Annotated in this window: 20 protein-coding genes; 9 read left to right on the top strand and 11 right to left on the bottom strand. The window is 51.0% G+C overall.

Annotated elements, in window-relative coordinates:
* Positions 1–25 precede the first annotated feature (25 nt).
* A complete protein-coding gene (locus FHS77_RS02310) occupies positions 26–2,347 on the bottom strand; it encodes a Tex family protein (RefSeq protein WP_184219372.1) in 2,322 nt (773 codons plus the stop codon).
* A gap of 119 nt (positions 2,348–2,466) precedes the next feature.
* The gene (locus tag FHS77_RS02305; RefSeq protein WP_184219369.1) at positions 2,467–2,904 is read right to left on the bottom strand and encodes an Lrp/AsnC family transcriptional regulator; all 438 of its coding nucleotides are present in this window, start codon (positions 2,902–2,904) and stop codon (positions 2,467–2,469) included.
* 125 nt (positions 2,905–3,029) lie between these two features.
* Between FHS77_RS02305 and rocF the strand changes: the two genes are divergently transcribed.
* Both rocF and FHS77_RS02295 read left to right on the top strand, forming a co-directional pair.
* A complete protein-coding gene (gene rocF / locus FHS77_RS02300; protein ID WP_184219366.1) occupies positions 3,030–3,959 on the top strand; it encodes an arginase in 930 nt (309 codons plus the stop codon).
* Positions 3,960–3,966: 7 nt separating this feature from the next.
* Positions 3,967–5,010, top strand: a complete 1,044-nt coding sequence (locus tag FHS77_RS02295; protein WP_184219363.1) for an ornithine cyclodeaminase — start codon at positions 3,967–3,969, stop codon at positions 5,008–5,010.
* A gap of 79 nt (positions 5,011–5,089) precedes the next feature.
* On the opposite strand, the gene FHS77_RS02290 is transcribed toward FHS77_RS02295, so the two are convergent.
* Both FHS77_RS02290 and FHS77_RS02285 read right to left on the bottom strand, forming a co-directional pair.
* On the bottom strand, positions 5,090–5,506 hold the full coding sequence (locus tag FHS77_RS02290) for a group III truncated hemoglobin (RefSeq protein ID WP_184219360.1): 417 nt from the start codon (positions 5,504–5,506) through the stop codon (positions 5,090–5,092).
* 27 nt (positions 5,507–5,533) lie between these two features.
* A complete protein-coding gene (locus tag FHS77_RS02285) occupies positions 5,534–6,523 on the bottom strand; it encodes a glutathione S-transferase family protein (RefSeq protein ID WP_184219358.1) in 990 nt (329 codons plus the stop codon).
* Positions 6,524–6,831: 308 nt separating this feature from the next.
* Here FHS77_RS02285 and FHS77_RS02280 point away from each other — a divergent pair, with 308 nt between their 5' ends.
* On the top strand, positions 6,832–7,368 hold the full coding sequence (locus FHS77_RS02280; RefSeq protein WP_184219355.1) for a GNAT family N-acetyltransferase: 537 nt from the start codon (positions 6,832–6,834) through the stop codon (positions 7,366–7,368).
* A gap of 67 nt (positions 7,369–7,435) precedes the next feature.
* On the opposite strand, the gene FHS77_RS02275 is transcribed toward FHS77_RS02280, so the two are convergent.
* The 4 genes from FHS77_RS02275 to FHS77_RS02260 are packed head-to-tail and all read right to left on the bottom strand — an operon-like array spanning position 7,436 to position 14,308.
* Complete coding sequence (locus tag FHS77_RS02275; RefSeq protein ID WP_184219352.1) at positions 7,436–9,520, bottom strand: hypothetical protein; 2,085 nt, start codon at positions 9,518–9,520, stop codon at positions 7,436–7,438.
* An 11-nt stretch (positions 9,521–9,531) separates the two neighbouring features.
* On the bottom strand, positions 9,532–12,384 hold the full coding sequence (locus FHS77_RS02270) for a DUF4159 domain-containing protein (protein ID WP_184219349.1): 2,853 nt from the start codon (positions 12,382–12,384) through the stop codon (positions 9,532–9,534).
* On the bottom strand, positions 12,384–13,301 hold the full coding sequence (locus tag FHS77_RS02265) for a DUF58 domain-containing protein (RefSeq protein WP_184219347.1): 918 nt from the start codon (positions 13,299–13,301) through the stop codon (positions 12,384–12,386). The genes FHS77_RS02270 and FHS77_RS02265 overlap by 1 nt, the downstream gene beginning before the upstream one ends.
* Positions 13,301–14,308, bottom strand: coding sequence for an AAA family ATPase (locus tag FHS77_RS02260; RefSeq protein WP_184219344.1), 1,008 nt, complete (start codon positions 14,306–14,308; stop codon positions 13,301–13,303). The genes FHS77_RS02265 and FHS77_RS02260 overlap by 1 nt, the downstream gene beginning before the upstream one ends.
* Positions 14,309–14,564: 256 nt before the next feature.
* On the opposite strand from FHS77_RS02260, the gene FHS77_RS02255 reads away from it, so the two are divergent.
* Genes FHS77_RS02255 through FHS77_RS02245 form a run of 3 tightly spaced genes read left to right on the top strand, consistent with a single transcriptional unit; the run spans position 14,565 to position 17,082 of the window.
* Positions 14,565–15,140: a DUF1285 domain-containing protein gene (locus FHS77_RS02255; protein WP_246431203.1), complete on the top strand. Its 576-nt coding sequence runs from the start codon at positions 14,565–14,567 to the stop codon at positions 15,138–15,140.
* Between the two features lie 35 nt (positions 15,141–15,175).
* Entirely contained in the window at positions 15,176–15,823 is a 648-nt protein-coding gene (locus FHS77_RS02250) for a CoA pyrophosphatase (protein ID WP_184219653.1), read from the top strand.
* Between the two features lie 14 nt (positions 15,824–15,837).
* Entirely contained in the window at positions 15,838–17,082 is a 1,245-nt protein-coding gene (locus FHS77_RS02245) for a CCA tRNA nucleotidyltransferase (RefSeq protein WP_343060940.1), read from the top strand.
* 56 nt (positions 17,083–17,138) lie between these two features.
* Here FHS77_RS02245 and hemF read toward each other — a convergent pair whose 3' ends face one another.
* On the bottom strand, positions 17,139–18,053 hold the full coding sequence (hemF, locus tag FHS77_RS02240; RefSeq protein WP_184219339.1) for an oxygen-dependent coproporphyrinogen oxidase: 915 nt from the start codon (positions 18,051–18,053) through the stop codon (positions 17,139–17,141).
* Positions 18,054–18,380: 327 nt separating this feature from the next.
* On the opposite strand from hemF, the gene FHS77_RS02235 reads away from it, so the two are divergent.
* Entirely contained in the window at positions 18,381–18,641 is a 261-nt protein-coding gene (locus FHS77_RS02235; protein ID WP_184219336.1) for a hypothetical protein, read from the top strand.
* Between the two features lie 70 nt (positions 18,642–18,711).
* Here the strand turns inward: FHS77_RS02235 and FHS77_RS02230 are convergent, their stop codons facing one another.
* Together FHS77_RS02230 and FHS77_RS02225 are read right to left on the bottom strand one after the other, a co-directional pair.
* Positions 18,712–19,740: a purine-nucleoside phosphorylase gene (locus FHS77_RS02230; RefSeq protein WP_184219333.1), complete on the bottom strand. Its 1,029-nt coding sequence runs from the start codon at positions 19,738–19,740 to the stop codon at positions 18,712–18,714.
* 35 nt (positions 19,741–19,775) lie between these two features.
* Entirely contained in the window at positions 19,776–20,231 is a 456-nt protein-coding gene (locus FHS77_RS02225; protein ID WP_184219330.1) for a tRNA (cytidine(34)-2'-O)-methyltransferase, read from the bottom strand.
* A 140-nt stretch (positions 20,232–20,371) separates the two neighbouring features.
* Between FHS77_RS02225 and FHS77_RS02220 the strand changes: the two genes are divergently transcribed.
* A complete protein-coding gene (locus FHS77_RS02220; protein WP_184219328.1) occupies positions 20,372–22,213 on the top strand; it encodes an ABC transporter ATP-binding protein in 1,842 nt (613 codons plus the stop codon).
* Between the two features lie 133 nt (positions 22,214–22,346).
* Positions 22,347–24,215 carry an ABC transporter ATP-binding protein gene (locus tag FHS77_RS02215; protein WP_184219325.1) on the top strand — a complete coding sequence of 623 codons (1,869 nt, stop codon included), beginning with the start codon at positions 22,347–22,349 and terminating at the stop codon, positions 24,213–24,215.
* Positions 24,216–24,446 lie beyond the last annotated feature (231 nt).

Below are 24,446 nucleotides of genomic sequence, written 5' to 3'. Positions count from 1 at the left end.
GTTGATGACAAGCCCGTTCTGGTTTTTACTTTTTACGCATTGCTTCCAGCAATGCCGCGCCGAAAGCCCCTTGGGAGCTTTCATTGCTCTTGGCGCTTGCTTGCGGCTTGTTTTTAAATTGTGGCGCAGGTTTTTGGGCTGTGCGTGGTGCAGGGGCGGTCTCAGTAGCACCATCTTTGCGCATGGTCAGGCCGATGCGTTTGCGTGGCACATCCACTTCCGTCACACGCACCTTCACTACATCACCGGCTTTTACCACTTCATGCGGATCTTTGACGAAACGGTCGGCCAGTTGCGAGACATGGACGAGGCCGTCCTGATGCACGCCAATATCCACAAAGGCACCAAAGGCTGCCACATTGGTGACTGTGCCTTCCAGCTGCATGCCGGGTTTGAGGTCTTTAATGTCATCAATACCATCGGCAAAAGTGGCGGTTTTAAAGCCCGGACGCGGGTCGCGGCCTGGTTTTTCCAGTTCTGCGATAATGTCTTTAACGGTTGGCAGGCCAAAGCGCTCATCGACAAAGAGTTTTGGATCAAGCGCTTTTAGCATGGAGCTGTCGCCCATCAGCGCGCGCACATCACGCCCACAGGCTGCAACGATTTTCTTGGCGACGCCATAGGCTTCAGGGTGCACCGATGAAGCATCGAGCGGTTCTTTACCATCAGGAATGCGTAAGAAACCTGCCGCCTGCTCAAAGGTGCGGTTGCCAAGACGGGGAACTTTCAACAGCTCTTTGCGGGTTTTGAACGGGCCTGTTTCATTGCGATGCGCGATAATCGCCTCAGCTAAGGATTGACCAAGGCCGGAAACGCGAGCCAGCAGGGAGGCGGAAGCGGTATTGAGATCAACGCCAACCGCATTCACTGCATCTTCCACCACCGCATCAAGCGAGCGTGCGAGGCGTGACTGGTCAACATCGTGCTGATACTGGCCAACACCAATGGATTTTGGTTCGATTTTTACGAGTTCCGCCAGCGGGTCTTGCAGGCGGCGGGCAATGGAAACAGCACCACGGATGGAAACATCCAGATCAGGAAATTCTGCTGCCGCAGTTTCGGAAGCTGAATAAACCGATGCACCAGCCTCAGAGACAATGACTTTTAAAGGTTTGGGAGCCGATAAATCATTGGGCATGTCGTTTAACATATCGACTACCAGACGCTCAGTCTCGCGGCTGCCGGTGCCATTACCAATGGCGATCAGTTCGATTTTATGTTTGCGCACCAATGAGGCAAGTTCTGCCTGTGTGCCACGCAGATCGTTTTTTGGCGGAAACGGATAAACGGTTGAGTGATCAAGCAGTTTTCCGGTGCCGTCAACAATCGCGACTTTAACGCCGGTGCGGATGCCCGGATCAAGACCCATAGTGGCGCGCGATCCGGCAGGGGCGGCGAGCAACAGGTCTTTCAGGTTGCGGGCAAAAACCTGAATGGCTTCTTCTTCAGCGCGCTCACGCAGTTCTCGCATCAAATCGAGCGACAGCGACAGGGAAAGTTTAACGCGCCATGTCCAGTTGACCACTTCCATCAGCCATTGATCGGCAGGCAATGTGTTGCCGATCTGGTAGCTGGCGGCAATCATACGAATGACAGGCTTGAGCGGGGATGTATCATCTTCATCGACTTCAATGTCGAGCGAGAGAAAATCTTCGTTGCGGCCACGCAGCATAGCGAGTGCGCGGTGTCCGGCAATATTGCTCCAGCGTTCCGAATGGTCGAAATAGTCGGAGAATTTAGCGCCCGCTTCCTGTTTGCCATCCACTACTTTGGAGCGCAGATGTGCGCTGTTACGCATATGCTGACGCAGGCGGCCAAGCAGGTCGGCGTTTTCGGTAAAACCTTCGGCGATAATATCGCGCGCACCTTCAAGGGCGGCTTTAACATCCGTGACGTCACCTTGCACATAGGTTTCAGCTAATTTTGCAGGCACAACAGTGCGATCAGCCATAATAGCCTCGGCCAGTGGTGCAAGGCCGCGCTCGCGGGCAATTTCAGCGCGTGTCCGGCGTTTAGGCTTATAGGGCAGATAAATGTCTTCAAGCTCGGCTTTGGTGGCAACACCGGCGATTTTCAATTGTAGATCAGGTGTCAGCTTGCCTTGCGAATTGATCGTTTCAAGAATGGTGTTGCGGCGTGCTTCCAGCTCGCGCAAGTAAGTCAGGCGTTCAGAGAGGATACGCAATTGCGTATCGTCCAGCCCACCGGTTACTTCCTTACGGTAACGTGCCACGAAAGGAACAGTGGACCCTTCATCAAGCAACTGAATGGCTGCGGCGGCTTGTTCCGGCCGAGCATTGATTTCAGCTGCAATCAGGGGAGCGATACGCTTGATGTCGTCTGCCATATGTAATTCAACCTTGTTTATTCATTGCAGAATGATAGTTGGCTGCGCGCCTTATGCAATCAAACTGCATCATCTATGTGGCACATCCACAGGAAATGAGCGTGCCTGAATGGCGTTATTTACAAACGCGCGCGGGTGCTGCGCGGGGTGGCCAGAAGCAAATTGGTTTCACTCGCTGTAATACCGGGCAGCAGACGGATACGCCGCAAAATCGCATCAAAATCAGAAAGCGTGGCAGCACCCAGTTCCACGATCAGATCCCAGCGGCCATTGGTGGTGTGAATGGCCGAAACTTCGGCAAAGCCGCCAAGTGAGCGCACAATGCGGTCAGTCACATGGCCTTCAATTTCAATCATCATAATACCACGTACCGGCAGATCGACGGCATCAGCACGCAAAATCACCGTATAGCCGAGAATATCGCCTGATTTTTCCAAGCGCTCCATGCGGGCGCGCACTGTTGCACGGGAAAGATCGGTTTCCAGTGCCAGATCAGAGATGCTGCGGCGTCCGTTATGGCGCAGCAAAGTGATGAGTTTTTCGTCAATCGAATCCATGGATTACCAAAATGATAAATTAATCTGCCGTTATGATAAGTTAAAATAGCGTATTTGCCAATTCGTACTGTTCGTTTTGCCAGTGCTTCATGTTCAACTAACAGCTGAAAAATGAGGGTTTGCGGATGGAATGCAAAATTATCGGCGTGCCGGTGCAAGAAGGTACTGGTCGTATGGGCTGCAATATGGGGCCAAACGGTTTTCGTGCAGCCGGACTTGTTCAGGCGATCACCGAACTGGGGCACACTGTAGAAGATCTGGGTGATCTTGTGCCTGCTCAAAAAGGGCGGCTTAGCCATCCTAATGCGGCGATTAAAAATCTCAACGAGACCATTGCCTGGATTAAAGCTACCAGCGAAAAAGCCTATCAGCTTGCAGGCGAAGGCTTTCCGATCTTTTTGGGCGGCGATCATTTGGTGGCTGCCGGTTCTGTTTCCGGCGTGCAGCGCTATGCAAGCGAAAAAGGCAAAAAGCTTTTTGTGCTGTGGCTGGATGCGCATACGGATTTTCATAATCTCAACACCACCGACAGCGGCAATCTGCATGGTACACCGGTTGCTTATTACACCGGTCAGGCGGGGTTTGAAGGGTATTATCCTGAGCTGCTAGCGCCGGTTGATCCGAATAATATTTGCATGATGGGCATTCGCAGCGTTGATCCGGCGGAGCGCCGTATGATCAGTAAAACCGGCATTACTGTGCATGATATGCGCGTGATTGATGAACATGGCGTGGGCGTTTTGCTGCGTGATTTTCTGGCGCGTGTGGAACGTGAAGATGGCATGCTGCATGTAAGCCTTGATGTGGATTTTCTTGATCCGCAGATAGCGCCAGCCGTTGGCACCACTGTGCCGGGTGGTGCGACCTTCCGTGAAGCGCATCTGATCATGGAAATGCTGCATGACAGCGGTCTGGTGACCAGCCTCGATCTGGTGGAGCTTAATCCGTTTCTGGATGAGCGCGGACGTACTGCGCATGTGATGGTGGATTTAACCGCCAGTCTGTTCGGGCGCCGCGTAATGGATCGTCCGACGGTGAGTTATACGGGGGAATGAGGTTAGCATGTCTTTACAGTTGAATAATGTGCCATTTGTCAGTGTTGATCACATGATGAAACTGGTGCTCAATATTGGCGTTGATGTCTTTTTGAAAGAACTGGCCGCCTATGTGGAGGACGATTTTCGCCGTTGGGAGCTGTTTGATAAAACACCGCGTGTAGCGGCACATTCCGATGTAGGCGTGATTGAGTTGATGCCGACCAGTGACGGCACACTTTACGGCTTTAAATATGTGAACGGCCACCCGAAGAACACGCATGAAGGTTTGCAGACTGTCACTGCTTTTGGTGTGCTGGCTGATGTTGCCAGCGGCTATCCGATTTTACTGACCGAAATGACTATATTAACGGCGCTACGCACAGCTGCGACCTCCGCGGTGGTGGCTAAATATCTGGCACCGGAAAACTCCCGCACCATGGCGATGATCGGCAATGGTGCGCAATGTGAGTTTCAGGCGCTTGCTTTCAAAGCTTTGCTGGGTGTCGATCATTTGCGCCTTTATGATATTGATCGCTCGGCCAGTGAAAAGGTCGCGCGCAATTTGCAAAATGCGGGCTTTGATATTCAAATTTGTTCGTCTGTTGAGGCGGCAGTTGAGGGCGCACAGATCATCACCACAGTGACGGCTGACAAGCAAAATGCCACGATCCTCACCGACAATATGGTGGGCGCTGGTGTGCATATTAATGGTGTTGGCGGCGACTGTCCGGGCAAGACCGAACTGCATGCCGACATTTTGCTGCGCTCGGATATTTTTGTCGAATATACACCACAAACCCGCATTGAAGGTGAAATTCAGCAATTGCCGCAAGATCATCCTGTTACTGAAATGTGGGAAGTGATAACGGGTAAAAAACAAGGGCGCACAAGCAAGCAGCAGATTACTCTGTTTGACTCGGTTGGTTTTGCGACGGAAGATTTTTCAGCACTTCGCTATGTGCGCGATAAGCTGGAAGGGACGGAGTATTTTGTGCAGCTGGATATGCTGGCCGATCCGGATGAGCCGCGCGATCTTTATGGCATGTTGATGCGTGCCAAACAGAACTAATGAATTGATTCAGAAAATCCCTTTGCCACATTGATGGCAAAGGGATTTTATTATTATGGTGCCTGTTCAGGCCAATATTCTACACCCGACGGCTATGGCGCGGGCTTTTATATTCACCGGCTTGTGTCGAAATTGCCATTTCAAAACTGTCGGCAATGCGCTTGGCACGATAGATAAAGACATTTGCCGCTTCTTCCGGCCAGATTTCCAGCGCTGTTTTTTCAAACAATTGCAGCCAGCGGTCGAAGTGCTTTTCCTGTAAGCCAAGTCGCAGATGCGGCGGAAGCGGGCGCCCGTCATAGCGCCCTGTCTTCATAATGATCGATGACCAGAAATCAGTAATCGTTTGAAGGTGATGCTCCCAGTCTGCTACATTGCTGTTGAAGATCTCACCGATCTCTTCATCCTGGCGCGCGCGGTTATAAAACTCTCGTACCAAACGAGAAATACTAGCCTCATCAATGGCATGATGAACTTCGTTGATAGGTTGATTCATATCCGCGCTAACCTTTGGCTTTTAATATTATCTGTCGGCGTTCAAACGCGCCCGATCATGTGGGGCATCAAAATCAATTTTTGGGCCTAAAGGCACCACCCCGGTCGGGTTGATGTTTTTATGGCTGGTGTAATAGTGACCTTTTATATGCTCCATATTGACCGTCTCGGCAATTCCCGCCATTTGATAAAGCTCGCGGGTGTAATTTGAAAGAGCCGGATAATCTTCAATCCGGCGCAAATTACATTTGAAGTGCCCGACATAGACCGGATCAAAACGGATCAATGTGGTGAACAAACGCCAATCAGCTTCAGTTAAGGCCGAACCTGTTAAATAACGGTTATTCTGCAAACGGATTTCCAACGCATCAAGGGCTGCAAAAACATCCTTATAGGCCTCTTCATAGGCTTCCTGAGATGTGGCAAAACCGGCGCGGTAAACACCATTATTGATGCTCGGATAGATAAAATCATTGAGCGCATCAATGTCGCTGCGCAAAGCTTCCGGATAAAAATCCAAATCACTATTGCCGAATTCATCAAAGGCTGCATTGAGCATACGGATGATTTCTGCCGATTCATTGGAGACAATGGTTTGCAGTTTTTTGTCCCATAAAACCGGAACCGTCACACGGCCGGAATATTGCGGATCGGCGCGGGTATAAATCTGGTGCAAAAATTCTGAACCATAAAGCGTGTCGCCGGTGGCGCCATGTTCGCCTTTAAATGTCCAGCCGTCTTTGCCCATGTAATAGTCAACCACCGAGACGGAGATAATATCGCTCAAACCTTTAAGCGCACGGAAAATCAATGTGCGGTGTGCCCAGGGACAAGCATAAGAAACATAAAGATGATAACGTCCGGCTTCTGCTTTGAAACCGTCGCGACCGGTAATGCCGGCGGAGCCGTCTTTGGTCACCCAATTACGAAATTGCGATTTGGAGCGCTCAAACCGGCCTTGGGTTTTATCGGTGTCATACCAGACATCGTGCCATTTACCGTCTACAAGTAATCCCATGGGTTAATTTCCTTAATCTGCAACGGGGCGTTTCAACGCCTGTTTTGATCTTGTCTTTTTATATAAATAGCGATCAAACGGCATATTTACAGCCATGATATGAGTGAACACAGTGTAACACCACTTTACGTGAAGATTTATTGGTGCTAGGTGGGAAACGTTCGCGGGCAATCAGTGCCCCTTTGGAGACGTGTTTTGACAGGTATGCTTTTCATCCGACGATGAGACTGGTGAGCGCTTTTACAGCGTCGAACTTGCATGCCTGAAGGCCAACGGCCCCTTTTATCTCTAAGAATGCGAATATTGCCATGAAGCAAACAGAACTGACCTACGTGCAGGAAAATGCTGCGCATAACCAGCAGATTGAAGACATCAATGCTGAGGCTTTCGGGCCGGGTCGTTTTACCAGAGCTGCGCATTTCATTCGTGAAGGCGGCCCGCATGACTTGAGGCTGTCTTTCGTGGCGCTGGATGGTGACACTGTGATTGCTTCGGTACGTTTGACCCGCATTACAATCGGCGGCACGCCTGCGGTGATGCTTGGGCCTTTGGCAGTCAGACCAGAGTTTAAAAATCGCGGCATTGGTCGGCATTTGATGCAAATGTCAATGGATGCGTCCAAAGCGGTTGGCGACAAGCTGATTGTGCTGGTAGGGGACGAGCCTTATTACGGGCCTTTTGGCTTTAAGATGATTAAGCCTGGTTCTGTCACTATGCCGGCACCGGTTGATCCGCGTCGTCTGTTGGCTTGTGAATTGCGCGAGGGCGCGATGGAGCATGTTTCCGGCGTTATGCGTTATGCCGGTCATCACCACACGGCTGCGCTCTTGAAAAAAGCCTCGTAAATATAGCTTTTAAAATTCAGAACTGATCATCAGGCATCCCGTTAAAAAAGATGCCTGATTTTTTATCTTATCGGCCTTCACGATACCAAAGGCTTGCAAAAATCATCAGCAATGCCGCCAGACTTAAAAAGCCTGAAAACAGCGGCAGACGATTGATGCTTTTCAATTGCGTATCAGCGGTTTCACGCAGTGTTATCGTGTTGTTGCTGGTGAAGATTTGGCCTGCTTTGGCAATTGTGATTTCCGGAACAGTGACAGCGCTTTGCGCCTGACTGTGCAGACGAAGGACACCGCCACCGGTCAATTGCGCCAAAGGCGTAAGCTTATCCGTGGTGGAAATAATGTCGGTAAATTCCGGCGCATCCACCGGCCCTACATGGGCAAGCGTATCATAATTTCCGTTTTTGATTTGATAAAGACCGACTTCTTTTGTGTTCAGCACAGTTTCAAACAGGCCGGGCTGTGTTTCTTTTAAGTCCAGCTCAACCTCTTTGCCTGATGGTGTGGTGACCACGGCTTTGTCGGTTTTGTCACTCATGGTCTGGCGGGTGATTTTTAACGAGCGCGCATCACCTTTGGCGGTGAGGGCTTCTTCGGCCAGATCCGGTTCCTGCATCAGCCAATGTGCTATGCGGCGATAGAGCGGCGCATAAGGGCCGCCGCCTTCAAAACCACGTGCCCACAACCAGCCCTGATCGGAAAGCAATGTGCCGACACGCCCTTCGCCCACACGGCTAAGCACCAGAAGCGGTTTATTATCGGCACCGCTCATCACCACTTCGCCTTGCGGCGTGGAAATATCAATGGTGCGGAACCAACGGCTCCATTGTGGTGGTTCCTGATCGCTGCCTTCAAGGCCACGGGTGACAGGATGGCGTTTTCCGGCATCGGTCAGACGCGGATAAAAGGCTTTTTCAGTCACTTCACCGGTCGGCAAGGCTGGCAAAACACTATAAAGCGGTGTGCGGGCAATGGATGAATAACCGGCATATTCAGGCCCTGCTGCCACCAGCAAAGCACCGCCATTTTCGACATATTGCGCGATGAAATCATAATAGAGCAGCGGCAGCACATCGAGATGCTGATAGCGGTCAAAGATGATCAGATCAAAATCATTGACCTTATCGACAAAAAGCTCGCGCGTCGGAAAAGCAATGAGCGACAATTCTTCAATCGGTGTGCCGTCCTGTTTTTCCGGCGGGCGCAAAATGGTAAAATGCACCAGATCGACAGCCGTGTCGGACTTCAGCAAGTTGCGCCATGTCCGTTCGCCATTATGCGGTTCGCCGGAAACGAGCAGTACTCGCAGATTTTCACGGATGGCATCCACCACCGCAACCGCCTGATTATTGACAGGGGTGACTTCGCCGTCCAGCACATCGGTGCTGAGCTCAATGATATTGGTGCCTTTATGTGGCAGTTCCAGTGTCAGCGAAGTTTCTTCGCCGATACGAGCCTGTTGCTCGCTGACTTCTTCACCATTGATGCGGATTTTGACATTAGCAATATTGTTTTGACCAGATGCTTCGCCCTGATCAATCACCGTGAAAGACATTTGCAGCGGTTTGCCGCTGATGCCGAAACGGGGGGCTTTGTTGAAAGCAATACGGCGGTCAAATTCGTCCGGCTGGCCGCTAATAAGCGCATTGACCGGTGCGTTGAAGCCAAGTGCTTCCAGATCGGCCGGAATATCATGCACCTGTCCATCGCTGAGCAAAATGGCGCCGCCAATGCGTGACGGCGGCACATCGCGCAAACTATTGCTCAGGCTTGAAAATAATTTGGTTTCATTGCCGTCATTTTGTTCGTCCGGTGCGCCTGCCTGCACCACACGCACATCAAATTGCGGCAGTGCTTCTAAGCGTTTGGTGAGGGCTGCAAGTGCTTCGTCGGTGTCTTGTTTGCGGCTGCCTAATTCCTGACTTTGGCTACGGTCGACAATAACGGCAACCGTGCTTTTTAAAGGCTCGCGTGTTTCATCGACCACCACCGGATTGGTAAGTGCCAAACCTAATGCAACAAGGGCTGTCAGCCGCAGCAAACTGCCTCTCTTGCGGACATAAAATCCGATAAGCACCATCACAGTCAGCGGCGCTAAAATGAGTGCCAGACTGGTATAATCAAACAGCGGTTCAAAATTTATCGTGGTCATAAGTTCACCGCTTAATTGCCCAACCGTTCGAGGAGAGCCGGAACATGCACCTGATCGGATTTATAATTTCCGGTCAGCATATACATTACAATATTGATGCCGCCGCGAAGGGCATAAATGCGCTGCATCGGATCATTGGGAATGGTTGGAAAAAGCGGTTCTCCCTGCTCGTTAACCGCCCATGCACCGGCAAAATCATTGGCGGTGATGAGAATGGAACTGACGCCATCACCTGCATTGACCGGACGGTTACTGTCTTCATTGCCAGCTTTTCCAGCCTCAACCCATAAAGGGCTGCCGGAAAAGCGCCCAGGAAATTCCGGCATAATGTAGAAAGTTTTGCTGATAACGTGGTTTTCCGGCACTGGCTCCAGTGCCGGTACATTCATTTGATTGAGAATGGCACGCAGGCGCAAATTATTGGCTGAAGCCGCATTGTCGAATTGCGATGAGGCGGTTAGCTGATCGCGGGTATCAAACAAAACCGTGCCGCCTTGCTGCATATAAGCACTGACGCGCGCAATGGCTTCTTCGCTCGGCATAGGCGCATCGGCTTCCACCGGCCAATAAATCAGCGGGTAAAAAGCCATAATGTCTTTTTCCGGATCAAGCCCGATGGCGTCATCCGGTTCCATCGTGGTGCGGTCGGCAAGGGCGAAAGTCAGCCCGCGCAAACCTGCTTTGCTGATGTCGTCAGTTTCCGGTTTGCCGGTGACAATATAGGCAAGGCGGGTTTGTGACACGGAAGCGATGATTGCAGCATCTTCGGGCTTGCTGTCATCGTGGGGTTTTGGTTCTTGCTGTGCTTCTTGTTCCTGAGCGAGCGCTTCTGAAACAGGGGTAAAATGTGCCACATTCATCAGCACTCCTATAAGGATCAGTGCTTTTAGCAAGTGGCGGCGACGTTTATTGAAAACACCGCTGAGATATAACAAGAGCGCACTGTCGAGCGCCAATAAAAGTGCTGCGGCTGACAGCATAAAGCCACGCAAAGGCAGGCTTGTGCGTTTGAGATAATCTTTCACGGTAACAGGCACTGTCAGTTCCGGCTTTTCAAGGGCTTCGAGCTTCATGTCTTTGTCAAAGAGGTTGAGCGCGAAAAGATTATCTTGTGTGCCGTAAAAACCGGCAGGTGTCTGATAAGTGGCTCTGGGTGTTTCACCGGCTGTGATCTGCAATGGCAATGCCTGCTTGGCAGCTGGCATGAGCGTGCCATCAGCAGCAAGGCTTAAAAAAGGCGGCCATGAGGTTGTATCACTTGAACCATTTGGTGCTCCGGTTTGCCGTGAAAGCGCCAATGTGCGGCGCAGCATGTCGACAAATGTGCCGGAAATTGAGAGGTTAGACCAGCTGGTATCCGGTGCAATATGGAAAAAGATCAAATTGCCGCTGCCGCGTTGTTCGCCGGTTACAAGGGGTGTGCCATCGGAAAGACTGGCATAGGTCTTGTCGAAGAGATCGGGGGAAGGCTCAGCAATCACTTGTCGTTTAACGGTCACATCACCTAAAGGCTTCAATCCGGCAAACGGGCTGTTTTTAGGAAAATCTTGTAAATGCTGCGGTTCTGTCCATGACAAAGCGCCGCCCAGTGAGCGCTCGCCGCGACGTAAAAGCACCGGCAGCAGCGTATCATCTGTTTCAGCATTCGCCAGTTTTGAACCGGCAAAGCGCAGCAATGTGCCGCCGTTTTCCACCCATTCGCTGATTTGTTCTTCTGCGGAGGCAGGCAATTTGCCAATATCCGCCATGATGATGACGGCAGGTTTTTGTGCGATCAGTTCCGGCACAGCTTCCAAAAGATCAGCAGCATTTGGGTTAAGCAGATCGGCATAAGGCTCCAGCGCTTTATTGATATAATAAAGCGGCGACAAAAGCGGTTGTGACATATCGGTTGAGCCGCCCGATAACAGCGCCACACGGCGGCGCTGATTGGCAGCATCCAGCAGATAAGTAGCTCCGGCATGGGATGCATCTTCAATATGCAGCATGGTGACGTCATTGCGCATTTCAACAGGTGCATAAAAATCAGCCGTGGCCGTTGTTTCATTGGGCGCAAACTGCAAATCGGAACGGCCAAGCGAGCGGTTTTTCTGATCATAGGCTATGAGTGCCAATTGCTCAGCCTGGCGGTTACCGCTGGCACGATTGGCTGTTATTCTTAAAGCATCATTGGTGTTTTCGGCATGGTTTAAAATAACCAATGAAGCAATATCGGATGGATACCAATCTACACTGCCAGCGATCTTATTAAGGCTTGCCAGAGCTTGGGTATCATCTGCGGTTTTGATGCCGTCGGTGAGATAAGCAATATGCGGGTGATCAGCCTTTTCAAGGGCAGCTTCTACACGCGCGAAAGCAAAATCACGCTCGACACTAACAGCGCGGGGTTTGATGAGCGCCAGTGCTTTGCGCGCTGCTTCTCCGTCAAAGGGCCCAAAAGCCTGTTCGGCATTTTCCGCCGTGGCAAACAGATAAATTGGCTGTTCTGCTTCTTCGGCCTCTGCGATCAGACTTTCTGCGGTATCAACACGCAATGGCCAGTCGCTGGCCGAGCCCCAGCCATTATCAATGATGAGCGCCAGTGGTTTTTCGACAATAGCTGATTGTGCAGGCGGGTTCCACACCGGATTGGCTAAGCCTAAAATAACAAGACCTGCAATGATAAGACGCAATAAGGTCAGCCACCAAGGGCTTTTGCTTGGTGTGTTTTCAGGGCTTGAAAGACGCGCCAAAATAGCAAGCGGTGCAAAAACCTCACGCACCGGCCGTGGCGGAGTGATACGCAACAACCACCAGATGACAGGCAGAGCAGCCAAGCCGATCAGCAGATAAGGCGCGGTAAAACTTAACGGAAAACCACTCATCATCGCCCTCCGCTCATGGAATTATTAGAGGTAAATGACAAAGCATTATGAATATGCGTCAGCGCCTGACTTGCAGGTCTATCCGTGCGGCTGACGGTATAGCTCCAGCCACGGCGCTTGCAAAAATCGCTGAGTTCTGCGCGTCGCGCCTGATAAAGGCGCTGATAGTCGTCTGCATAGGTTTCTGCGCGCCCTATAACCAATATTTCACCAGTTTCAGGGTCGGTAAATTCCGTGCGTCCTGAGTAGGGAAAAAGTTCTTCGGCAGGGTCAGCCACTTCAACGAGATGCGCACGAACGCCTTGTTTACTGAGAGATTGCAATATCTGATCAAGCTCTTCAATCGGTTGCAGAAAATCACTGCACAGTATGATTTCATTGAAGCGTTTGAGGCCGTCAAATTGCGGCAGGGCAGGTTGCTCCGGCCTGTTCATCAGGGCTGTTCCGAGCTTTTCCGCACCGTGACGGCTGCTGAAAGGCTTAAGCAGTTGCGGCCATGCAATACGCTCGCCGGAGCGCGATAAAATATCGGCAAAGCCAAGGGTCAGCACGAGCGCACGGCTTTCTTTGGAGCATAGCGCCAGCTTAGAGGCATAAAGCATCGAAGGCGAAAAATCGCTCCACAGCCAGACAGTGTGGGCGGCTTCCCATTCTTTTTCGCGGATATAAGTATGATCGTCACGGGCAGAGCGGCGCCAGTCAATATGGTTGATGGTGTCGCCTTGGCTATAGGGGCGGAACTGCCAGAAGTTTTCGCCCGCACCGCGTTTGCGCCGTCCGTGCCAACCATTCATCACCGTGTGGGCAATTTGCTGTGCCTGCACGAGAAGCTCAGGAATTTGCGCGGCAAAAACCTTGGCATCTCTTAGCGCCAGCCCGCGATCCTGAACCTCTGACCGTGTTCCGATTGCTGCCATTAAACTGCGGCCTTTACCAAATCCGCAATGACATCGCGCACATGAAGACCATCGGCACGCGCAGCAAAATTAAGCGCCATACGATGTTGCAGCACCGGCTCGGCCAAAGCTTTGACATCATCAATCGACGGGGCAAAACGGCCATGATAAAGCGCACGCGCACGGGCACACAGCATCAATGCCTGACTGGCGCGCGGGCCTGGCCCCCATGCAATGTTTTTGCGGGCATGGTCATTATCGCTATCCGGGCGGGCAGAGCGCACCAGCGTCAGAATTGCATCCACCACACTGTCGGTAACCGGCATGCGACGAATAAGCGCCTGCATTTCCTGTAAGCGTTGTGCGGTGATGACGGCTTCGGCCTTGGCATTACTGGTGCCGGTTGTTTCCAGCAAAATGCGGCGTTCGGCATCAAGCTCAGGATAGAGAATGTCGATCTGCATCAGAAAGCGGTCAAGCTGGGCTTCCGGCAATGGATAGGTGCCTTCTTGCTCCAGCGGGTTTTGGGTGGCCAGCACATGGAAAGGGGCTGGCAGATCATGACGCTGACCGGCAACGGTGACATGATATTCCTGCATCGCCTGCAAAAGGGCAGACTGAGTGCGGGGGCTGGCACGGTTGATTTCATCGGCCATCAAAAGCTGGGTAAAAACTGGGCCTTTGATATAGCGAAAAGAGCGCTTGCCGCTTTCGTCCTGATCCATCACCTCAGAGCCGATAATATCGGACGGCATCAGATCGGGGGTAAACTGGATGCGCTGGCCATCAAGCCCCAAAACCGTGCCTAAGGTTTCAACCAGCTTGGTTTTAGCAAGACCCGGCACACCGACAAGCAAAGCATGTCCACCGGCCAGAACGGCAAGCAGTGTGCGCTCGATAACATCTTCCTGCCCGAAAATTGTGGTGGCAATCTGCTCCCGGATTTGCGCAATATCGTGCAGCGCCTTTTCCGCCTCAGCGATCATGTCCTGTGGATCCTGATTGAGAGTTGGGGCGGAAACATGCATGAATGACCTCGTTTGCGGTACTTTGCCAATGGTTTAAATAAGTACACATAAACAGATAACTGAATAAGCGCACTCATCAGCGTGAGCATGAAACTTATGCTATGCTGAAGCGTTGTGAGCAAGCCGTGAAACGGTGACCATTTCATGACATGCCCGAAGATTAGAACAGGATTAACCGAGTCGGATGGTAAAAAGCAGCCCCCAGCAGACAGTGTCCCCGAAAAGGCCGGATTTTAGCGGTAAAAATATCGCTGAAATGGCGGAAATCTTGCAAAATACGGGTTTTGGCGGCGAAAAAACAAAAGCATTGCCGCCCGTGGAGCAATGGTCGCCTGATTTTTGCGGCGATATTGATATGGAGATTCGTGCCGACGGCAGCTGGTTTCATGAAGGTTCACCGATCAACCGCAAGGAAATGGTCAGGCTCTTTGCCGCTATTTTACGCAAAGACGAGGATGGCAAAACCTATCTGGTAACGCCGGTTGAAAGGGTTGGCATCACTGTGGAGGACGCGCATTTTCTTGCCGTTGAAATGCGCGTTTTGCCTGATCAGACCTTATGTTTTCGCACGCAACTGGATGATTATGTTGAGGCAGATGTAAAACATCCGCTTCGTTTTGAAATTGATGCTGCAACCGGCGGTGTGAAACCCTATATAAATGTGCGCGGACGGTTGGAAGCGCGCCTGACCCGCGCATTGACCTATGATCTGATGGCTTTGGGCGAAGAGGGACAAGTGGATGGAGAAGCCATGTTTGTTATCCGCTCTGGGATGGCTGTTTTTCCCGTGATGACAATGCGTGACCTGGAGCGTCTGTCAGCAGAATTATAAGCGGGCAGGATTATAAGCGGATTGAATGTTTGAGCATGAATGATTTGAGCGGAAAACAAGAATTTAAATTGCCTGATTATAGTGCTGCCGGTTTTGCCGAGCGGGCGCGTGGCTTTTTACCCGAAAATGAAGTGCTATCCGGCGACCATGTGCTCAATCCCGATATTGCGTCTGTGATCAGTGGCGTAAAATTGCGTGATGCGGCCGTGCTGGTGCCGGTGGTGGAGCGTGGCAATAGCACCAATGTTATTCTCACATTGCGCAATTCGGCCTTGAGAAAACATTCCGGACAGATCGCTTTTCCAGGCGGTACGGTGGATAGAGAGGATGCCAGTATCACCGCTGCGGCTCTGCGCGAGGCGGATGAGGAAATCGGACTAAAGCCGCATTTTGCCGAAACACTGACCCAGATGCCGCGTTATTTATCCGGCAGCGGTTTTTCCATCACGCCGGTTTTGGCGATCATTGATCCTGATGCGCCTTTACAGGCCAATCCTGATGAGGTGGCAGATATATTTGAAGTGCCGCTGGCTTTTCTGATGAACCCCGCCAACCATAACAAGGAAAGCCGGATGATGAACGGGCGCGAAAGATTTTATTATACAATGCCCTATCAGAAACGATTTATCTGGGGCATTACTGCCGGTATTATTCGTGGCATTTATGAAAGGCTTTACCGTTGAGCGAACCTGCACCAATAGCCCAAACATCTGTAAGCGGGGCTGAGTGGCTCAAAAATGCCGATCTGCAAAACCTGTTTCAATTGCTCAATCACAGCGGCGAAGAAGCGCGCGTTGTCGGTGGTGCAGTGCGCAATAGCCTGCTTGGGGTTTCGGTTGGCGATATTGATGTGGCAACCAGCTGGAGCCCGCAAGAGGTGGTGAATCAAGCTCGAGATGCTGGCTATAAAGCAATCCCGACCGGCATTGAGCATGGCACTGTGACGGTGGTTATTAATGGCTCTGCTTTTGAAGTCACAAGCCTGCGCGCTGATATTGAAACCGATGGCCGTCATGCAACCGTGGTGTTTGGTAAAGACTGGAAAGTGGATGCATTGCGTCGTGACTTTACCATTAATGCGCTTTACGCCACCGCTGAGGGCAAGGTGATTGATCATGTCGGCGGGCTTGCCGATATTGAAAAACGGGTGCTTCGTTTTATCGGTGAGCCGCAAGAGCGAATCCGTGAAGATTATTTGCGCATCATGCGTTTTTTCCGTTTCTTTGCCTGGTATGGGGCTGGGCGCCCCGATACGGATGGCTTGAAGGCGGCAGCGCGTTTGAAAGACGGCATTCATCAATTGTCTGCCGAGCGTATTTGGGCGGAATTGAAAAAGCTATTATCGGCACAAGACCCGTCACGCGCTTTATTATGGATGCGACAGGCTGGTGTGTTGTCGCTTATTTTGCCGGAAAGTGAAAAATGGGGCATTGATGCCGTGCATGGTCTAGTGCAGGCAGAAAAAGACTTAGGCTGGCAGGCGGATGCTTTGCTGCGTTTGGAAAGTCTGGTGCCTCCTGATGCTGCGCGCATGAGTGAGATGGGCAAACGGATGAAAATGTCCAATGCGGAGCGTGCACGTTTGGAAGCATGGGCACGGCTTGAGCCGGTTAAGCCGGAAATGAGTGATATGCAGTTGCGCAAATTGCTTTATCACAGCAGCCGACAGGCGGTGTGCGACCATATTCATCTGGCTTATGCGCGGGCTCGTTTTGAAGCGGTGAATAGTGATGAAGCGATGATTAAAGCGGGTAGCTATGCGCGCTTGCTTGAAATCGCGCAGAGTTTTGAATTACCGGTCTTTCCGGTTACGGGCAGCGATTTGCTGCAACGCGGTTTTGAAAAAGGCCCGCAATTGGGTGCTGCACTTAAAAAGCTGGAAAAGCTTTGGGTCGAGTCTGGTTTTCAGGAAGATCGTGAAAAATTACTGACCCAATTATAAGCAATAAAAAAAGCCGGACTTTATAGTGAAGTCCGGCTTTTTTCATATCAAATATTTTAAGGCCACTTTACCGCTGGTGGCATCGACGAGAGGATCGAGTCGACATTGCCGCCGGTTTTCAGGCCGAATGTGGTGCCTCGATCATAAAGCAAGTTGAACTCGACATAGCGGCCACGGCGCACAAGCTGTTCATCGCGCTCTTCAAACGACCAGTCTTTATTGAAGTTCTGGCGTACAATATGCGGATAGACAACCGAGAAACCACGTCCCACATCACGGGTGAAGTTGAAGTCGGCCTGCCAGCCGCCCAATTCTTCCGGTGAACCCAGTTTGTCGTAGAAAATGCCGCCAATGCCGCGATGTTCATTGCGGTGCGGCAGGAAGAAATAGTCATCACACCATTTTTTATAATGGTCGTAATCAACGGTCGCGCTATGCTTGTCGCAAATGAATTTAAACGCTTTATGGAAAGCCTGTGTGTCAGGATCTTCCTGCGTGCGGCGATTATTCAGCATTGGTGTGAGATCCGCACCGCCGCCAAACCATTGTTTCGTGGTGACGATCATGCGGGTGTTCATGTGCACGGTTGGCACATGCGGGTTTTGCGGATGCGCGATCAGCGAAATGCCGCTTGCCCAATAGCGCGGGTCTTCTTCAGCGCCCGGGATTTGTGCGCGAAATTCCGGTGAAAATTCACCATAGACTTCCGACACATGCACGCCGACTTTTTCAAACACGCGGCCATGCATAATCGACATGATACCGCCGCCGCCGCGACCTTCATCCTTTTGCCACGGGGTGCGCACAAAGCGTCCCGGCTCACGGTCGGACAATGGGCCTGTCAGCTCATCTTCCAGCTGTTCATAGCTTGCACAAATCCGGTCACGAAGTTCACTGAACCATTCATGTGCCAGACGCTTTTTTTCTTCGAGATCCAAGGGAAGGTTTGCAGGATCATGGGAGCTTTGCATGTATTTTCCTTCAAGGAACGCGTGATATTGAATAAGAATTCAATTTAATCTTTAGAGCGGTTTGCGTTAAAACGAAATCGCAGAACCGCTGGTGCTTTTTGTTATTACGCATTATCCAACGCAAAACCGGTATTCAATTTCGCTGGAAATGCTTTATCTTCATCAATTTCTAAGCAAATTATGGTTCTAAGGCCAACGAAATCGTCAAACTTAAGGACCGGCTGACCCATGCTCCCCAAGAAAAGACTCGTTATTTTTACCGAGCAGCCTTATTCTACACAAAATTACTCTCCATTCTTAGGGTCAGCTTTTGGGGGAGGTGCGCATATGAAACATATTCCAGCTCGTCCGCCACTGCATGGTTTAAGGCGGCAATTGCGTGAGAATCGCGGTCAACCTAAGCGTATGCCGAAAGACGGGTTTGTGCGCCAGACCTTCGCTTTGCCACGTGCGGAAGCGCGTGAAAAAGCACAGGAATGGTTCAAGGCTTTTCCAAAATCCGCTTATTGGACAGAAATTGAAAGCTGGTGTGAGATGCCGGATGATGTCATCCAGTTTACCATCCGCCGTTTGCCGACTGCGGATTGACAGCCGCTTCATCAGAATTATAAAAAATGCCGGTGTAAAAAATTACACCGGCATTTTTATTGAGTGGCGCTTATTGAGCCGCTTTAACCTGCGGAGCTTCTGCCCACTTGTTCCAGTCCTTCATGATGGATGAGGCATAGGCCTTGCCAACGCGGTAAGCATTGGTGGTGGCAAGCGCAAAGCCACCGGAATTGTCTTTGAGCGATTCAAGCGGGGTCTGGTCTTGTCCCTGACGGTCAAAGTTTGAAGCCGTGCGCAGCAAAGCAATACGGTCAAAATCAAGAAGCTTGGCATCTGCGCCGCGCTTCAGGGCGGTCAGGGTTGCGTTATCTTCCATCTGCGATGTGCAGTAATTGGCCTTGCCGTCGGTGAAGAGGCTTACCCATTTGGCCATGGCTTCAGCAAGCTTGGTGCCGTGCCAGTAAGTGTCGCTGGAAAGCGTATCGCACTGGCCGACATGCGGTGTGCCAAGCGCTGCTTTCTGGGTGTAATGTTTGCGATATTCTTTTGCACCGTCACCGTCGATAAGTTCGACATTTTTGGTGGTTTCAAAAGCATAATCGGCCAAAGCCGGGTTCAGCGCATAAACTTCGGAACCTGCCGACCATTTAGCTTTTTCTTCCGGTGAATTGGCACCCAGCGGGAAGCTGTCTGTTGACCAGCCTTCTGGTGCTTCACGCAGATCAATGCGGTGGTTGAGGCCGGAGCTGACCGAATATTTTGCCCAAAGTGCTGAGCCCAGTGTGCCCTGTGCCGGATCAACACCGGCAATACCGGCAATCAGAAAGTAAGTTTTGGTCAGGTCAAATTTATCGCTCAATGTCACAGCAGAAATGGTGCTGGCAGCATTGGCAAGGCCCATTGATGTGGTGACGTGGCACAGGCCTTCGTCGGTGCAGTCCACATTCGGATATTCTGCGCTTAAGCCCGGTAATGCGATATGTTTGGTGAATTTTTCACCATCGAGCCAAGGCTTTGCTTCCTGACCAAACATGGTGATGATCATCACTTTTGGTGCAATCTTTTCTTCTGCTTGTGCAAAGCTTACGCCCGCCAGCAAAGCACCAAGTGCAATGGAGGTTTTGAGGGTGGTTTTCATGTTGTTCTCATTCTTTGGGAGGGAGGAGAGTGGAATTATAATTTCAATTGCCGCATCGCTTCGCCGGTAGTCATAGCCACCGATAAAGCTAAATTGAGCGAACGGGCGTCGCCATACATCGGGATAGTCAGCCGCGCATCGGCACTTTCATGCACATCGTCCGGCACGCCGGAAGATTCACGGCCAAAAAGCAGGATATCATTATCCTGAAACTGAAAATCCGTATAGGCTATGCTGGCTTTGGTCGAAAGCAGGATGGTGCGCTTATTTTCAGCTTTGCGCCAGTCCTCAAAATGTGCCCAGTCGAGATGACGCTTGAGTGCAACTTTAGCCAGATAATCCATGCCGGAGCGTTTCAGTGAGCGATCAGACAGGTCAAAACCTGCAGGCTCAATCACGTCCACAACAAGGCCGAAACAGGCCGCCATTCTCAAAATGGTGCCGGTATTGCCAGGAATATCGGGTTGGTAAAGTGCAATGCGTAAATTCATATCAAGCCGGTATCGCAAATTTGAACATGAGGCAATTCACATTCTGATACTGTCCGCAGGGATATTTTCAAAACTATAAGGATTCGTGCTTTGTTCTTTATTTCGCTTGGAATAAATTTCTATTTATTGTAGGAAACACCATGTTTAAATGGTTCGAAAACAGACTCAATCCTTATCCCGATTCTCCCGACGGCTTGGTGCAGCAACCGCCGCGCGGATTGATCGCTTTTTGCCTTTTTTATTCAAGAGGCGCATGGCCTTGGCTGCTGCTGATGGCCTTCTTCACCGCATTGCTGGCGATCATCGAAGTGTCGCTTTTTGCTTTTTTAGGGAGTATCGTTGACTGGCTTTCCGAGCAGTCACGCGAGACTTTTTTAAGCAATGAAGGCTGGCGTTTAGGTCTGATCGGCGGCGTTGTCGTGGTGGCATTGCCAGCAGTTGTGCTGGTGCACTCGCTGTTGTTCCATCAGGCTTTGATCGGAAACTTCCCGATGCGTATCCGCTGGATGATGCATCGTTATCTGATCCGCCAGTCGATGACCTTCTTTCAGGATGAATTTGCCGGACGTATCTCGACCAAGCTGATGCAGACAGCTTTGGCGGTGCGTGAATCGGTGATGAAACTGCTGGATGTGCTCAACTATGTCATCATCTACTTTACCGGCACACTGATTATCGCAGCCTCTGCCGATTGGCGGATGATGATGCCGTTTGCCGTCTGGCTGGCGGTTTATATTCTGCTGCTTTATTATTTCATTCCGCGTTTGCGGGCGATTTCGCAAAGTCAGGCAGATGCGCGCTCATTGATGACCGGCCGTATTGTTGATAGCTACACCAATATTGCAACCGTCAAACTTTTCTCGCATTCCAGCCGTGAAGAAAGCTATGTGCGGGAAAGCCTCGATGCGTTTCAGGTGACCGTTAACAAGCAGATGCGTCTGATTACTGTGTTGCAGTTCCTGCTTTATCTGAGCAATTGTCTGCTGCTGCTGGCCGTTGGTGCAATTGGCATCTGGTTGTGGCTGGGCTCGTTGGTCAGCGTTGGCGCAGTTGCTGTTGGCATTGGTCTGGTGCTGCGTCTGAACGGTATGGCACAGTGGATCATGTGGGAAATGACCGCATTGTTTGAAAATATCGGCACGGTTCAAGACGGTATTTCAACCCTTGCCCGTCCGCATGATGTGGTGGATGTACCGAATGCACCGCAGCTGGAGGTTAAATCCGGTGCGCTGGAATTTGATCAAATTGGTTTCCACTACGGCAAAGGCTCAGGCATTATTGAAGGTCTGTCGCTTAAAATCCGTCCTGGTGAAAAGGTCGGTTTGGTCGGGCGTTCCGGTGCCGGTAAGTCCACTTTGGTCAATCTTCTGTTGCGCTTTTATGATCTGGAAAGCGGCCGTATTCTGATTGATGGTCAGGATATTGCACTGGTCAATCAGGATAGTCTGCGCGGTAATATCGGTATGGTGACGCAGGATACGTCGCTCTTACACCGTTCGGTGCGTGACAATATTCTTTATGGCCGCCCTGATGCGGGTGAAGCGGCTTTGCGTGATGTTTTGGTCAAAGCACAGGCCGATCAGTTCATCCCGAATTTAAGTGATGCCGAAGGCCGTAAAGGGCTGGATGCCCATGTGGGTGAGCGCGGCGTGAAGCTTTCCGGTGGTCAGCGTCAGCGTATCGCAATTGCGCGGGTGATGCTTAAAGATGCGCCGATCCTTATTTTGGACGAAGCAACATCAGCGCTTGATTCCGAAGTGGAGGCAGCCATTCAGGATAGTCTTTACACGCTGATGGAAGGTAAAACGGTGATTGCCATCGCCCATCGTCTCTCGACGATTGCCGAGCTTGATCGTCTGGTCGTGATGGATCAGGGGCGGATTGTCGAAGATGGCACTCATGAAGAACTGATTGCCAAGGGCGGTATTTATGCCAGCCTCTGGGCACGACAATCGGGCGGCTTCTTAGGGTTCGACGCATAAAACAACAGGCATCTGAGGATTTATTCTCAGGTGCCTTTTTCTTTTGTGCGCGATTTAGAAGAAACATCTTTACATGACCCGTCATTCTGCTTGGATAGAAGCGAAGACAAATCATTAAGGGAACAGACAATAGATGAATGCAGTGTATCGGTGGTTTGAGCGCTGGGTGGATCCGTTCCGTGAGCCGGATCGATTGCGCCCGCCATCCACGACACTGGCATTTCTGTGGCACTATGCGGTGCAGGCTAAATGGCCGCTGCTTGTTTCCCTGATATTTGGCGGGCTGTTGCCGCTTGTTGAAGCAGGACTGTTTTATTTTACCGGACGGCTGGTCGATATTCTGGATCAGGCCGGACAAACGGGCGGCGAGCGCAGCTGGGCGGCACTCTGGCAAATGGCTGGCGCCGAGATTTTATTCATGCTGGTTACAGTGGTGTTGATCCGGTTGCTGGTGACAGCGATCAATACCATGCTGGAAGGCCAGACCATGTCGCCCGGCTTTTACAATATGATCCGCTGGCAGGCCAATTCCTATGTGCTGCGCCAATCCTATGCATTTTTCCAAAATGATTTTGCCGGACGTATCGCCACCAAGGTTTGGCAGGCAGGGCAGGCGGCTGGCGACCTGATCGAAAGCTTCATTCAGGTGGTTTGGTTTATGGCGATCTATAGCGCCACAACCTTGTTTTTGGTCGGGCGGCTGGATTGGCGTTTAGCGGCAGCCGTTATCATCTGGATTGTGGCTTTTGGTTTTATTGCCAGAACCTATCTGCCGCGGGTGCGCAAATATGCTGAAGGCTCGGCAGAAGCCGGCTCCATGATTAATGGCCGTATTGTCGACAGTTATTCCAATATTCAGACCATTAAACTCAATACGATTGACGATGACGAGCGCTACCTCAAAAAAGGTTTTGAGCAGTATTTAGCATCACTCTGGCCGTTTATGCGGGCGCTTTCCAGTGTGCGTATTTTGCTCACCGGTCTTTCGGGCCTGATGATTGTGACTGTCGCGGCGATTGCTATTGATTTATGGACAAAAAATCTAATCAGTGTCGGTGAAGTGGCTTTTACGCTTGGTCTTGTTTTGCGTCTCAATATGTTGCTTGGGCGCTTGATGATGCAGCTTAATGGTATGTTGCGCCAATTAGGCCTGATTGAAAATTCTATGCGTTTGGTGTCTGAGCCTTTAGGGCTTGAAGACCGCATCAATGCCAAGCCGTTACAAATTACCAAAGCCAAAATTGAAATCCGCGATGTTACGTTTCATTATGGCAAAGATGCCGGGGTGCTTGACCGTATCAATCTGACAATTGAAGGCGGTGAGCGGGTTGGACTGGTCGGGCATTCGGGTGCTGGTAAAACCACGCTGATCAATTTGCTGTTGCGCCTTTATGATGTCGAAAAAGGCGCCATTCTGGTGGACGGGCAGGATGTGCGCGATGTCACGCAAAATTCACTGCGTCAGGCTTTTGCGGTTGTCAGTCAGGAAACGGCTTTGCTGCATCGCTCACTGCGCGACAATATCATGCTGGCGCGCAATGATGCATCAGAAGCAGATTTGCTAAAAGCTACACGTCAGGCTGAAGCTGATCGTTTTATAGAGGTGTTGGAAGATTTTCAGGGGCGCAAAGCCTTTGATGCCTATGTGGGCGAACGCGGTGTTAAACTTTCGGGTGGTCAGCGCCAGCGCATTGCGATTGCGCGTGCAATTTTAAAACAAGCGCCTATTCTGATTTTGGATGAGGCAACATCGGCACTGGATTCGGAAGTGGAGGCTTCCATTCAGGAGAATCTGATGGAGTTGATGGAAGGCAAGACAGTGATCGCTATTGCGCATCGCTTGTCGACTATTGCACAACTGGACAGACTGGTAGTGATGGATAAAGGTCGGATCGTGGAGGAGGGAACACATCAGCAATTATTAGCCCTTGGTGGCATCTATGCCGGTCTTTGGGCACGCCAGTCCGGCGGTTTCTTAGGCGGCACTCAGCCTGAGCAGTAAAGCAGTTCGGGCACGAAACAGCGGCAAAAAAACCCATGGTTTTACCTGCGACATCGTGCCGTCATGATCGCATACTGACTGGACAAGCTTTTACAGTGCACCTAAACCGAAATAGAAATGTAAATTTCGCGGCCGTTGTTTAAGCAAAAATGAGATTCTCATTGGATTTTGTTTATCCAAAAAACGGCAAGGGGAGAGGATTAGTTTGAATATGCAGGTTGGAAAGGAATT

This window comes from Paenochrobactrum gallinarii (assembly GCF_014205685.1).
In the GTDB taxonomy this organism is placed as follows: Bacteria; Pseudomonadota; Alphaproteobacteria; order Rhizobiales; family Rhizobiaceae; genus Paenochrobactrum; species Paenochrobactrum gallinarii.
Note: the sequence above shows the minus strand (reverse complement) of the source record. Positions and strands in the feature narration are given on the sequence as shown.